The organism is Erwinia sp. ErVv1 (assembly GCF_900068895.1).
In the GTDB taxonomy this organism is placed as follows: domain Bacteria; phylum Pseudomonadota; class Gammaproteobacteria; order Enterobacterales; family Enterobacteriaceae; genus Erwinia.
On sequence record NZ_CDPK01000004.1, the window covers coordinates 46870 to 59501 of the forward strand.

Annotated in this window: 11 protein-coding genes and 1 tRNA gene; 6 read left to right on the forward strand and 6 right to left on the reverse strand. The window is 55.1% G+C overall.

The window, feature by feature from the left end; genetic code table 11:
* Nucleotides 1–890: 890 nt before the first annotated feature.
* The gene (locus A1830_RS07240) at nucleotides 891–2123 is read right to left on the reverse strand and encodes an MFS transporter (RefSeq protein WP_067703851.1); all 1233 of its coding nucleotides are present in this window, start codon (nucleotides 2121–2123) and stop codon (nucleotides 891–893) included.
* Nucleotides 2124–2447: 324 nt separating this feature from the next.
* Here A1830_RS07240 and A1830_RS07245 point away from each other — a divergent pair, with 324 nt between their 5' ends.
* The 3 genes from A1830_RS07245 to A1830_RS23910 all read left to right on the forward strand — a co-directional run bounded on the left by A1830_RS07245 (nucleotide 2448) and on the right by A1830_RS23910 (nucleotide 4470).
* On the forward strand, nucleotides 2448–2963 hold the full coding sequence (locus tag A1830_RS07245; RefSeq protein WP_231877586.1) for a DUF2946 domain-containing protein: 516 nt from the start codon (nucleotides 2448–2450) through the stop codon (nucleotides 2961–2963).
* A 71-nt stretch (nucleotides 2964–3034) separates the two neighbouring features.
* Nucleotides 3035–3916 (forward strand): PepSY-associated TM helix domain-containing protein, encoded by an 882-nt coding sequence (locus A1830_RS23905; RefSeq protein ID WP_369815693.1) that lies wholly within the window; start codon nucleotides 3035–3037, stop codon nucleotides 3914–3916.
* On the forward strand, nucleotides 3889–4470 hold the full coding sequence (locus A1830_RS23910; protein WP_369815694.1) for a PepSY domain-containing protein: 582 nt from the start codon (nucleotides 3889–3891) through the stop codon (nucleotides 4468–4470). The genes A1830_RS23905 and A1830_RS23910 overlap by 28 nt, the downstream gene beginning before the upstream one ends.
* Before the next feature lie 114 nt (nucleotides 4471–4584).
* Here A1830_RS23910 and A1830_RS07255 read toward each other — a convergent pair whose 3' ends face one another.
* The 4 genes from A1830_RS07255 to A1830_RS07270 all read right to left on the reverse strand — a co-directional run bounded on the left by A1830_RS07255 (nucleotide 4585) and on the right by A1830_RS07270 (nucleotide 8914).
* On the reverse strand, nucleotides 4585–5562 hold the full coding sequence (locus A1830_RS07255; RefSeq protein WP_067703854.1) for a nucleoside hydrolase: 978 nt from the start codon (nucleotides 5560–5562) through the stop codon (nucleotides 4585–4587).
* The gene (locus tag A1830_RS07260) at nucleotides 5559–6611 is read right to left on the reverse strand and encodes a LacI family DNA-binding transcriptional regulator (protein WP_067703858.1); all 1053 of its coding nucleotides are present in this window, start codon (nucleotides 6609–6611) and stop codon (nucleotides 5559–5561) included. Before A1830_RS07260 ends, A1830_RS07255 begins: the two co-directional genes overlap by 4 nt.
* A 57-nt stretch (nucleotides 6612–6668) precedes the next feature.
* A complete protein-coding gene (locus A1830_RS07265) occupies nucleotides 6669–8063 on the reverse strand; it encodes an MFS transporter (RefSeq protein WP_067703861.1) in 1395 nt (464 codons plus the stop codon).
* 584 nt (nucleotides 8064–8647) lie between these two features.
* Nucleotides 8648–8914: a LysR substrate-binding domain-containing protein gene (locus A1830_RS07270; protein WP_067703863.1), complete on the reverse strand. Its 267-nt coding sequence runs from the start codon at nucleotides 8912–8914 to the stop codon at nucleotides 8648–8650.
* 46 nt (nucleotides 8915–8960) lie between these two features.
* On the opposite strand from A1830_RS07270, the gene A1830_RS21245 reads away from it, so the two are divergent.
* The 3 genes from A1830_RS21245 (at nucleotide 8961) to A1830_RS07280 (ending at nucleotide 10275) form a co-directional block, all read left to right on the forward strand.
* Nucleotides 8961–9110 carry a hypothetical protein gene (locus A1830_RS21245; protein ID WP_197473297.1) on the forward strand — a complete coding sequence of 50 codons (150 nt, stop codon included), beginning with the start codon at nucleotides 8961–8963 and terminating at the stop codon, nucleotides 9108–9110.
* A 150-nt stretch (nucleotides 9111–9260) separates the two neighbouring features.
* A tRNA-Ile gene (locus A1830_RS07275) sits at nucleotides 9261–9337 on the forward strand.
* A gap of 311 nt (nucleotides 9338–9648) precedes the next feature.
* The gene (locus A1830_RS07280) at nucleotides 9649–10275 is read left to right on the forward strand and encodes a DUF6338 family protein (protein WP_067703866.1); all 627 of its coding nucleotides are present in this window, start codon (nucleotides 9649–9651) and stop codon (nucleotides 10273–10275) included.
* A gap of 741 nt (nucleotides 10276–11016) precedes the next feature.
* Here A1830_RS07280 and A1830_RS07290 read toward each other — a convergent pair.
* The gene (locus A1830_RS07290) at nucleotides 11017–12630 is read right to left on the reverse strand and encodes a hypothetical protein (protein ID WP_067703869.1); all 1614 of its coding nucleotides are present in this window, start codon (nucleotides 12628–12630) and stop codon (nucleotides 11017–11019) included.
* Nucleotides 12631–12632: the final 2 nt, after the last annotated feature.

Below are 12632 nucleotides of genomic sequence, written 5' to 3' on the forward strand. Positions count from 1 at the left end.
CATCCCTGGGGGCTTCACTGCCGCATCCCTGCGGCAGAGACCCGGCTTATCTGCTCCGCAACACCGCCTTCTGGCCGCTGAGTGGCCTGCCAGTATTCTGGCTCGGAGCGATCTAAGAACCTACGTCAGGGGCACTGACTTTACGGCTCTCAAGGTCAAACCCGCATCAGATGCAGCGTGCAATATTGCTGCCCACTTTGGCCAGAACGGGATTAGTTGAAGATATTTACGGGGCCCAAAATTCGGCGGGGAAACGTTTTTAGCAGCGACGACGAAGCCCGAGGCCAGGCGGGGACCGTTGGCTGAGCGGACCGTCGAGCGCAGGGATGCGCGAGCCGAGCCCACACGNAGGCCAGGCGGGGACCGTTGGCTGAGCGGACCGTCGAGCGCAGGGATGCGCGAGCCGAGCCCACACGGACGTGCTTGCGGCGTGTCCGCTCAGCCAACGGTCCCCGCAGGGCTTTGCACCCGGCCCCCGCAAAAACAGTAAACGTCACAGGTGCCTAATCCATAAGGTCAATACCCACTCCAGTGACAGGGCTTTGCACCCGCCCCCGCAACAACAGTAAATGTCACAGGTGCCTAATCCATAAGGTCAATACCCACTCCGGTAACAGGGCTTTGCACCCGGCCCCCGCAAAAACGGTAAACGTCACAGGTGCCTAATCCATAAGGTCAATATCCACTCCGGTGACAGGGCTTTGCACCCGGCCCCGCAACAACAGTAAACGTCACAGGTGCCTAATCCATAAGGTCAATACCCACTCCGGGGCCTGGGCTTTGCACCCGGCCCTGTAACAACAGTAAACGTTACAGGAGCCAGCCAGCTGTAGCACTAAACAGAACCGCTCACCTTCACGCTGATTGGAACAGCGAATCAGTGCGAACAGCTATTTCAAACGATTATCCGTTTGTGCATCGGGGGCGGCGGAAATCTCAATGCCGCGCGTTTCCCGACCAAAGGAGACCAGGATGCAGATCAGTACCGCAACGATCCCCGCCACAATAGCCATCGCCAGGCCGTAATTATTGCCGTGCGCCTCGGCCACGGATGACTGCAACGTGGCATTGACCGAGGCAACAAGGTTCCCCAACTGGTAAACAAAACCCGGCAGCACCGCGCGGGTATTGGCCGGCACCAGCTCGGTGAGCCAGCCGGGTACCACGCCCCAGGCACCCTGCACCATAAACTGCATCAGGAATGCGCCCAGCCCTATCATCACCGAACCGGTTGAAAACGCCCACAGCGGCAGAACCGGCAGCGCCAGAAAAGCCGCAATCATAATCGCTTTCTTACGGCCTATTTTTTCCGACAGCGTGCCAAAAAAGACCCCACCCATCATGGCGGCGATGTTATAGCAAATCGCAATGATACTGACGGTGTGCGGATCAAAGCCATGCTGCACCTTCAGAAACGTTGGATAAAGATCCTGAGTGCCGTGGCTGAAAAAGTTAAAGCAGGCCATCAGCAGCACCAGATAGACACACAGCTTCCAGTGGCTGCGCAGCACCGGTAGCAGGGCGACGCTCTCTTTGCGCGCTCTCGCCGCCAGCCACACCGGCGATTCCGGCACTTTAAAATAGATAAACGGCAGCAGCAGGATCGGTAGCGCCCCAATCAGGAACATTCCCCGCCAGCCAACCAGCGTATAGCACAGGCCAAAGACCACTGAGGCCAGCAGATAACCGCAGGGGTAGCCTGCCTGGAAAATACCGGACATCATCCCACGCGAACGATCGGGAATGGTCTCCATCGCCAGCGATGAAGCAACGCCCCAGATACCGCCCATGGCGACCCCATAAATCACCCGGAACAGCAGGAACGCACCGAGCGAGGGCGACCAGGCTGACAGAAGCTCAAACAGGGAGAACATGACGATATTGACCATCAAAATGGGCCGTCGGCCATATTTTTCCGCCAGTCGGCCAAACAGTAGCGCCCCTATGGGCCGCACCGCCAGCGTCAGCATGATGGAAAGGGATACGGTAGGAATACCGGTGTGGAAATTTGCAGCAATATCACTCAGTACGAAGACCAGTATAAAAAAGTCGAACGCATCCAGCGTCCAGCTCGCAAAGCTGGCGAACGCCACATTGCGCTGGGTCGAAGTCCAGTTGAACATAGGGGTATCCTGTCTGTCAGCAGTTGGCGTCCCGGTAGTGGGCCGGTGAGATGTTAACTATTTGTTTATAGCATGTGACAACCCACACTATCTGCGTCATTTGTCAGCCTTCGCTTCTGCATGTAAAAAAATGTTTCCGTTAGCGTCATAAAGTGGATCACAGGCTACGGAGTGCTGATAAGTCCGATCGCCCCACCCATCCCGGCCAGACAGGCCATCCCGCCATGAAGCTCTGCACGAAAGGGAAAGAATGTTAATCACTCTCACAAGCATTATTTTTTGCTACACTGCACCGCATTAATTACTGCCAGGAGTCTCAACGGCTTGTCGCTGATTCAGATGCATCAGGCCCCCAGCCGCCTTGCCGCCTGGCTGGCCCTGATTGCGCTACTGCTGCTGTTTATCGCCCCGGTGATCTCTAAATCACTGGCGGGTTCTCCTGCCGGACAGACAAGGGGGATGCTCCCCGAGCGTGACGTGTCCGCCAGGGCGTCAATGACGGATATGCCCGACATGGCAGCAGGCGACGTGCGGCATCAGGCAATGGCCGATATGTCTGCCAGCGATTGCCCCGGCATGGACGGGGATAACACAGCGGTACACAATGCCGGAGAAAAAACGCACCACGCCAGAGGACTGATGGATGACAGCGCCTGCGGCTACTGCGTACTGCTGGCGCACCTGCCGCTGGACCTCACCAGTTTACCTCCGCTGTGGTCGGCTCTTCAGGCCGCCCGCGCACCCACGGTCGCGCTATTTCAGCCGATTTTCCCACGCGCTGCCGCCTCCTTTTTCCATCCACGCGCCCCGCCGCGATCGCTCCGTTTGTTGAGCGAATAACTAAGTCACCGCGCCTGCCCTTACCCGGCGGGCCTACTGCTTATACCTGGCAACAGGTGGATGGAATAATAATGTCAAAAATAGACCTGACGGTGCCTGCGCGCGCCGAAAAGAGCCGTAGCGCGGTTTTACCGCTGCTACGTCGCCTGCATTTTTATATTGGCCTGTTTATTGGTCCCTTTATTTTTATGGCGGCCCTGACCGGCTCTCTGTATGTGCTGACTCCCCAGCTGGAAAATGCGCTCTATGCGCATCAGCTTTATACCTCCTCACGCGGGCCCGCTGAACCGCTGTCCGCTCAGATACGTACGGCGCAGGACTTTACCGGCGGTCACCTGCGCATTCTGGCGGTCCGCCCGGCACCGGCGGTGGGGGAAACCAGCCGCATCATGTTCGCAACGGCTGATGCAGGGCCGTCCGAGAGCATGGCCGTGTTTGTCGATCCCGTCACGCTTGAGGTTCGGGGCATGCTAAAGGTTTACGGCACCAGCGGGGTACTGCCGCTGAGAACCTGGCTGGATTATCTGCACCGGAGCTTGCTGCTGGGTGACGTGGGCCGTAACTACATCGAACTGGCCGCCAGCTGGCTCTGGGTTGCCGCTATCGGTGGCGTACTGCTGTGGGCCACCTCGCGCGCGCCTCGTCGTCTGCAAAGAGGAGAAAGTCAGCGCGGGCAACAGATCCGTCGTCATCGTCACTGGCATAGCACATCGGGCCTGATACTGCTGCTGGGCCTGGTGTTCTTTTCTGCTACCGGCCTGACCTGGTCACGCTGGGCAGGTGATAATATCGCCTCCCTGCGCGCCCATTTCGNGAGATGCCCGCCGCTGAAAACGATCATGCTGAACATCGGATGGCAGCCGGGCCTGCACATGATGCAATGTCTATGGCTGAAGACGCTCATGCTGAACACCGGATTACAGCGATGCCTGTCGATCCTGCGCTGGCGGTGAAGATCAATGCCTCCCAGTTTGACAGGGTGGTGGCTGCGGCACGGGCGGCTGGCATTGACGCGGCCAAAATAGAAGTTCGTCCGGCCCGTGAGATCAATAAAGCCTGGACGGTCAGTGAAATCGATCGCAGCTGGCCAACACAGGTTGACAGCGTTGCCGTCGATCCTCATAGCTTCAGGGTGGTAGATAAGGTTGAGTTTGCCCGGTTTGGACTACTGGCAAAGCTGACGCGCTGGGGTGTGGATGCGCATATGGGGGTGCTGTTTGGCCTGCTTAATCAGCTGCTGCTGGCCGCCTTTGGCCTGGGGCTTTGTGTGATGATTGTGCTGGGCTATCGCCTGTGGTGGCTACGTCGTCCGCAGGCCGGAAAGGGGCCGCATCCGGCTGACACTCTGCGCTACTGCTGGCAGCAGCTCAACCTGAGTGCAAAATGCGTCCTGCTGGCTATTGGGCTGACGCTGGCAATAAGCCTGCCGGTGATGGGCATAAGTCTGGTGATACTGTTACTGATTGATGCTGCTATCTGGCAGCGGGCGGTAAAGACGCAGGGTTAACGGAAGATTAGGGAGAGCATCAGCCACCGCATCATCAGAGCGCGTGGCTGCCGCCGGGATGCGGCGGCGAACCCGCCCCTCCCGAAAGGCAGGAAGCCAGGGTCGCCGCCCTTTTCATCTGGCCAGCGCACGCTCAATCATCGACAGCAGCAGTGCGTTATCCACTTTTTGCAGTACGTGAACCAGCCCGCCGGTTGGCGCATCAATGCCGACATTGACCCGCAGCGGCTGGCGATAGCGCCAGGATTTACCCCGCGTCAGTCCGGGCCGCAGCTCGACGTCGACAAAATAGTCCGCCGCCGTCGCCACCTGCTGATTTAACAGCCAGGCAACCACCAGCGCGTCGTGGATCCAGCAGCCCGGCAAATGACGGGTATGAATTGAATAATCCAGCCACGGACGGAAGGTTTCGGTCACAAAGCGGGCAAGTGGCGTATTGATGACCGCAATGCGATCCAGATCCTTGTGGGTCATCATGGTCTGGGTCGTGACGTCCATTGGCACCAGCGTGATGTTGGCTCCGCTGGTCAGCACCTGATGTGCGGCTTCAGGATCGAGGCCAAAATTGGTGTCCTTGATATAGTCGTCCAGCGCAAACACACCGCCCATAATGGCGATCTCCTGCACCGCCTCCGCCATCTCCGGGTAGCGGGTCAGCGCCCGCGCGACATTGGTCAGGGGACCAATAGCGACCAGGGTGATTTTCCCCGGATTGGCGCAAATCAGCTGGCCAATGGCGTCAGCAGCATCCTGTTCCGGTGGCGCATAATGCGCGGGTTGCCGCACATCCTGCCAGAGATGGCTTAGTTTGCTGGTATAAACGCGCGTATCCAGCGCTTCCCGCCACGGCCCCGGGGGTTCAGCCAGAGCCTGAACCGCGCCCTTAACAACCGGCACGGCAACGCCCAGCCGCTCAACAAGATCTTTCGCCACGTTAAACCCCACCTCAGCGGGCGTATTCCCCGCCACGGTGGTAATCAATTCTAACGAGAGGTGGGGCGATCCCAGCGCAATCGCTAAGGCCAGCCCGTCATCTACGTTGGCACCGACGATGCCATTTCCTGGGTCACAATCAATAATCAGTCTTTTCATTTTCTTATTATCGTATCTGCACTGCCGTGCCGGTCTTCGCCGAACGTACAGCCGCAGGATTCACCAATTTCAAGCCGATGTAAAAACTCACTCAGCTGCACTTTACCCTCCGACGCCGCAAGCATTTCCAGCGCCTTTTTCGCCATCTCACTCACCGGCTGACGCACGGTCGTCAGTGAAGGAACGTGAAAGGCTGACTGCTCGGTGCCGTTAAAGCACACCAGTGCCACCTGCGAGGGAACCGGAATATTGTTTTCCGCCAGCGCCCGAATACAGCCAATCGCCTGCGTTTCATTCGATGCAAAAATCGCCCGGGGAAGGGCAGTTCCCTGCATCATCTGCTGCGCTGCCTGATAGCCGCCCTCACGGGTATAGGTCGCCGGAAAAATCCATTCCGGGCGTTCAGTCACGCCGTATTCGGCCAGCGCCTGTCGCCAGCCTGCCAGACGATCCTGCGTATTGAGCATCTCCAGCGGCCCACAGATGATCCCCACATCCTGATAACCGTGACTCAGCAGATGAGCCGTCACCTGATGCGCTGCCGCCTGCTCATCGACCCGCAGAATATTGACGTTAAGACCCGGGTCAACGCGATCCAGCATCACAAACGGCGTACCGCTGGCCTGAATCACATCGATATAGGGATGGCGGTCGACGCTGTTGTAAAAAATCCCGTCAACCTGTTGACTGAGAAGGTTATTGATCAGTTCCAGCTCGCGTATGCGGCTGTCGCCTGCATCCCCGAGCAGCATTACCATACCGTTGCTTAACGCCTCCTGCTGGAGGGCGTGAGCGAAAGAGGCAATAAACGCATTGGCAATATTTGGCACCACCAGACCATAGGTTTTGGTCGTACCGGAAGCCAGCGCACGAGCCAGACTGTTAGGTCGGTAGCCGGTTTTTCTGATCGCCTCCTGAACACGCAGGCGAGTTGCAGCGGCAACAGGCCTGGGCCCGTTGTTGATAACATAACTGACTACGGCAACGGAGGTGCCAGCCTCCTTCGCCACATCGGACCGCGTGGCACGATTGAGTGTATTCTTTGCCAAAAAGCTGCCCTGTAATTATCACTAACCGGCCCGCAGGCCGGTCGGTGCGACACTCCATCAGATAGCATCTTCAGGAGCATTAAGATCGCGGCCGCGCGTTTCCGGCGCAACGAACGTGGTAAGAAAGCCAATCGACGCCATACCCGCAAAATAGACGGCAATCGGCCACCAGTGCCCGGTCCAGGAGAGAAGTGCAGCAGCCACCAGCGGCGCTGTTCCTCCGGACAGGATCGACCCGAGTTCTTTCGCGGTCGCCATTTTAGTGTAGCGGTGATTTACACCGAACATCTCTACTCCCCAGGCCGCCTGTACGCCAAAAATACCGAGCGAGGCTAGCGCCATCCCGACCACGATGGTGCTGATGACAATAACCGGTTCGCGAGAATCCAGCAGCATAAAGGCCGGGAAGGCGTAGAGGATCAGCAGCAGGCAGAACCAGCGATAGGTAATGCGGCGACCAAAGCGGTCTGAAAGCCAGCCCGCAAAAGGAATAATCAGGAAGCCAAGCAGAGAGGCAATAAACACGGCGGTTGTGGCGACGGATTTGTCGACCGCCAGCACTTTAACCACATAGCCAATCATAAAGCCCTGGGCAAGATAAGACGGACCATTTTCGCCAATGCGCAGGCCGAGCATCACCAGGAACGAGCGGCTGCGCCGCCAGAAGCCACGGTGATCGACAGCGGTCGGCTGGGCTACCTGCGCACTGTGGCGCTGGAGGGCGAGATCGGCCTTTTTACGTTCAAAAACCGGCGTTTCTTTCAGATGGCGACGGATCCACAGCGCAACCAGAGCAATCAGCGAACTGCACAGGAAGGGAATACGCCAGCCCCACGCCTGCAGCTCATGCTGATCCATCTGCACCACCAGCAGCCACACCAGCGACGCGACCAGCGTTCCGCTGTTGGAACCCAGCGCGATAATTGAGGAGACCAGGCCCCGCTTTTCCGCGGGCGCGTATTCGCCCAGCATCACCGTTCCGCCGGAAAGCTCCGCGCCCGCGCCAAACCCCTGACTAAAACGCAGTAATACCAGGCAGGCCGGTGCCCACAGGCCGATGGAAGCATAGCTGGGGATCAGGCCAATCAGCGTGGTTGATGCGCCCATCAGAATAATGGTGGAGACCATCACTACCTTGCGGCCTTTACGGTCACCGAGCCAGCCAAAGAATAGCGCACCGATTGGACGGGCGATAAAACCGACTGACCAGGTTGCGAAACTTGAAAGGAGTGCCATTTGCGGGGTGATTTCGGGGAAAAAAACGTCGCCAAAGATAATGCCAGCGGCCAGACCGTAGAGTGCGAAATCCGCATACTCCATTGCCGTACCCAGCCAGCAGGAGACGGTTGCCCGCCAGAAATCCTTGCGCCCTTCGGAGGTTGTCAGTCGTTCATCTGCCGCAGAATGGGCAGACTGAGAAGCATCATGCCGAATGCTCTTCGATGTGGACATGAAAAAAATTCCCTGATGTGTGGAGTGATTATTATCGCCTTCCCTGGCCGTTCTGATATTCGGAATGCAATTCGCCAGTGAGGACGTTCTTTTGCTGAGCCATGTTCAAAGGTCAGTAACAGGTTCCCTGGTGTTGGGGATCGTTTTCATTTGTCTCCCGGCCGTTGGTTTTAACTAACCAATCATTTTTAACGAGAAACAATGTAGACCTTCACTTAGCTGGCTTACATCAAGCACCGTGAATTTTTACAACGCCTTCATTGTATCTACGCGCGTAGATAAATCAACACATTAATGAAAATAAATTAGATCAGCTTCACATTTATTAAGATGGTAAGGCCTGTATTTCCTTAAATAACATGAGATTAGATAAAAAATATTTTTTCATTGCGGATAAAATCCATACGAATACAGTGCTGCGTCTTCACTAAAATGCAATTTCTGCCGGATAAATGTCTGGCCCAGACCGCTGGCAGCTTAACCTGGGTTTTATGACAAAATGATGACGAAACACCCCAGGATTAGCCGGAACATTGCGGACCCGACAGGAAAGAGCGCCTCCGCTTCGGGATACTATCCACGCCTTAGCACAGCGTTAGTACCAGATGAATATTGAGTCGGGCTTGTATCAGTGAAATAGCTTCTGATGACTGACACCGGATCTCCGGGACCGCGTAAGAGAGGCGCTGGCCCGGATAGTAAAGCGCCAAACCCGGACAGACCGGACTCCACTCTGTCAGAACGGCACAAAGTTCACCTCGCTTAAGCCAGGGTTCTGCCACGCTATCCGGCACGTAAGCAATACCCAGCCCTTTGCTGGCCGCCTCTGCCATCAGCTCCAGATGATCCAATATCAGCGTACCCGGTGGGAGCGACGTAAAAAAAATGGTGCGCGAGATGCTTGCCTCTGTCGATATCTCCCCTGCTCCTCGTCGCCTGCTTTTAGGAAGCGATGCGTTTACGCTGGTGCAGGCTGCGCTCCGGCAAAAACTGACCACACTCGAGGCGCAAAAGGCGACGGCGATCTCGACGGATATCAGCGGCTGATAAAGGCCGCACTACAGCGCCCGGCGGGGGGTGTGGAAGGATAGAGGCCCCGTAAGCTTTTTTAGAGAACTAATATTATGTCTAAAAAAGCGACAAGCGATTGTTTTCTACTGGATTGCAGCATTGAGTTACATTATAATCCTGCGCCTCGGCCCCTTAGCTCAGTTGGTTAGAGCACGCGACTCATAATCGCTTGGTCACTGGTTCAAGTCCAGTAGGGGCCACCAAATTTTATCTTTAAAATCATATAATTAAGCCACTTAAGCGCTAAGTGGCTTTTTTATTATTACGGTCAACGCCCCCTTTTTGTCCCCCTATAATCCCCTGACTGGGCAATGGATTGCTGCTCAGACACGCAAAAAGGAATTTACATGGCCCTCACCAAGTGCAATAAATGTAAAAAGGGGTCTCAACACCTGCAGAAACTTACTCGCATTGTCTAAAAACTAAGCAGGTTATTGATGTCAGGGCCTACGATGGACAGCTATAATCCTTACTTTTAGCCATTCAATGATTTTCACACACTGAAGGAAAGACTGTGGACGTACTTGAAAAAGGTAAATTACTTTTATTCGTACTTTTTATTATGCCCGGTTTTATCAGCATGAGAGTTTATCGGCTTTTTCATCCAACCGCAGATAACGACACAACAAAAATATTAATCGACGTAGTTTCATACAGTTGCATTAACTACTCATTTTTGCTAATACCCATTTATTTAATTGAAACAAATAGGATTATCGATTCACATCCATTCTGGTATTATATTTTTTATCTCTTAGTTCTAATTATTATTCCCGTTTTTTTACCCATATTGCTGCTGATGATTCGACAGAGCAACCTAATTAGGCAGATACTCCCTCATCCTATGGGACGTGCGTGGGACTATTTTTTCTCAACGAACCAATGCTGCTGGGTTTTAGTAACACTCAAAAATGGGAAAAAATATGGCGGTTTATATAGCTATAACTCTTTTGCATCAAGTAGGCCTGAACCAGAACAACTCTACCTAGAAAAACATTGGGCTTTGGATAACGATGGCGACTTCGATCATGAACTGACCGATACATTAGGCATTATCATATTGACTAATGAAATAGAAAGTGTTGAGTTTATTAAGTTGCAAGAACCTACAACCAGCATTAGAGAGACGAAAGATGCCTGAAGAAAAACCAGTCAGCAAACCAGGGTTTGCAAACGACGGTTGGCAACCTGTGAATAAGGGTAACCAACCAGCTAGTAGACCAAACCAGCAAAATAAAGGGTATCAACCTCCAAGCCAAACTCAACAGACACAACAGACACAACAGACACAACAGACACAACAGACACAACAGATTTCTCCACCTCCTAAGAAGCGTTAATTCAAATGTTAGCCAATAGTTAGTTGAATTATTTCAGCCAACAACGAATCTTACAATACTGCACAGCCCGCAAACCAACTGGGTGGGCGGGCTTTTAAAGTTATCCCTTACTTACAAGCAGTTAGATCCTCACACATCACACAAATAAAATTTCCCATTAATTATCAATTGATTAAACAAATTACCGCTATGTATTAGATCCTCGAAAACTGAAAAGCACTGAAATTCTTTTCGTTCTTTTCAGTTTTGGTTTTCCGCAAAGCCGCCAACAATGACGCGGTCAGGCGATGGGATTTGAAAAAAAATAAAACTGAAAAATTTTTATGATCCAAAACCTGCAGGCGGGTGCGGTGTAGCGCCGATTTTGTCTGCGCGACGATTATTTGCCGGAGCTGACGCGCAGCCAGTGCCACGCTATGCGGATGATCTGTTTGTGGTAACCGTGCGTAATGGCCGCGACTTTGCGTGGCGCAGCGTGCGTCTGAGGCGTTCTGGTGACGGGTAATAAAAAACCCGCTGTGATAGCGGGTCCGTGTGCTGGCTTACTTGCCGATGACGGGGGAATATTTCGTACTGAGCGCAGCGGCCTGCTGGCCACTCTGTGCGATGGCGCTGCTGTTCGTGGGCTGGCCGGTTGACGGGTGTGTATGGCTGGCCAGCTGGTCAGCCAGCTGCTGCACAAGCGCTACGGTATCGAGCATCAGCTGGGCCACGTTAATCTTCTCTGAACCAATCCACACCACCGGCGCGATAATTTCCTGACGCGTTCCGGCAATGCTCTGGCGCAGCTGGCCAATTTTTTCAGTCAGTGCCTGACCGACTTTAATCGCCGCGCTGCCGGTGACGTCCGTTTCCGCATTGCCGCCCACTGTAATCAGCTGGCTCTGCTGCGTGGCCACGCTGTAATTGCCTGTCGTCACGTGCTGAATTGCTCCGGCCATCAGTGACGCCGTTCCGATCACAGTGGTCCTGTCCGTGGCTTTGACTGTCGTTTCCCTGCTGACCAGATCACGCGTTTCCGTATCGGCTTTAACTTCCCGGCTCATGGACGTTTCACGAATGGCCTGATCGGTCTGGCGTTCCCAGTCTCCCGCCTGTGTTACCCGCTGTGATACTTCCGCGCGCTGCTGCTGCAGCTGTTCGCCCGGCTTCACGTCCGGCAGGCTCGTCCCGCCCGGCATGGTCTGGCGCACAAACGGCTTGTCCGGGCGTCCGCCGGTAAAACCGACCTCAACGAGCGTACCCTCTGGCGGAAACTGAAACATACCGGAATCATTACCGGCCATCGGTACGGGTAACGGCACAGCAGGATAAACCGGCGTACTGCCGTCCGGATTGCCGTCAGCATCCAGTAACTGCAGATTAACGGCATAGCGCGGCCTAAAGGGGTCAGCAAAGTTTCCGCTTTTAACCGCCTCGGTCGGGGCAACAACGCGCGCCATTTTAGGCAGGTGCAGGCCACTGACCAGCTCCGGGTAATGGCTTTCAACCTGACGCTGCATAGGTGTTTTCTGCAGCGGTCGGCCTGTTGTGCGGTTTCGCGGCGTCCAGGTGATTGTCATGGTGTCGCCGTTCAGCTGCACCTTTGTCACGCGCTGGCCGTTTACCTCCACGCCCGGACGCAGTGACTGGATCACCGGCACGGTCATCGTATTACCGCCGGCAGTGGACTGGCTGAACTCCGGCGGAATGTCCACCGGCTTACCGGCAAACAGCGCCTTTTCGGCGCCGCCCAGATACATGCTGCCATCGGGCAGCTGATACCAGATGTAATCGGCAATCCCGAAGGCGCGCCCCAGACTGGCCAGTAGCTGAAATCCCGTGCCGCTGTGCGTGAAGTGCGGGATCGGCCTGTCGCTGTAATCTGCCTGCGGCACGGTAACGGTCAGGCCGCTGCGTTCTTCCAGCCAGGCGGCAATCTGGCGAAGCGTCGGGTGCTGAAATGCGCAGGGCCAGGCGCGATCAAATACGCCGCACAGCTCACGGATGAAAAGGCGCTGATAGCCGGTATCAATGCGGACCATTTTGCCGGTGTAATCAGTGCTGGTCTTTGCCGTGATGAAGCCACGGCCACAGCTGTTAAGCTCCAGCACCAGAGCGGCATCACTCAGATGCACTTCGTCAGTTGACAGGTAAAGCCGGGTTACAGGTTTCATCG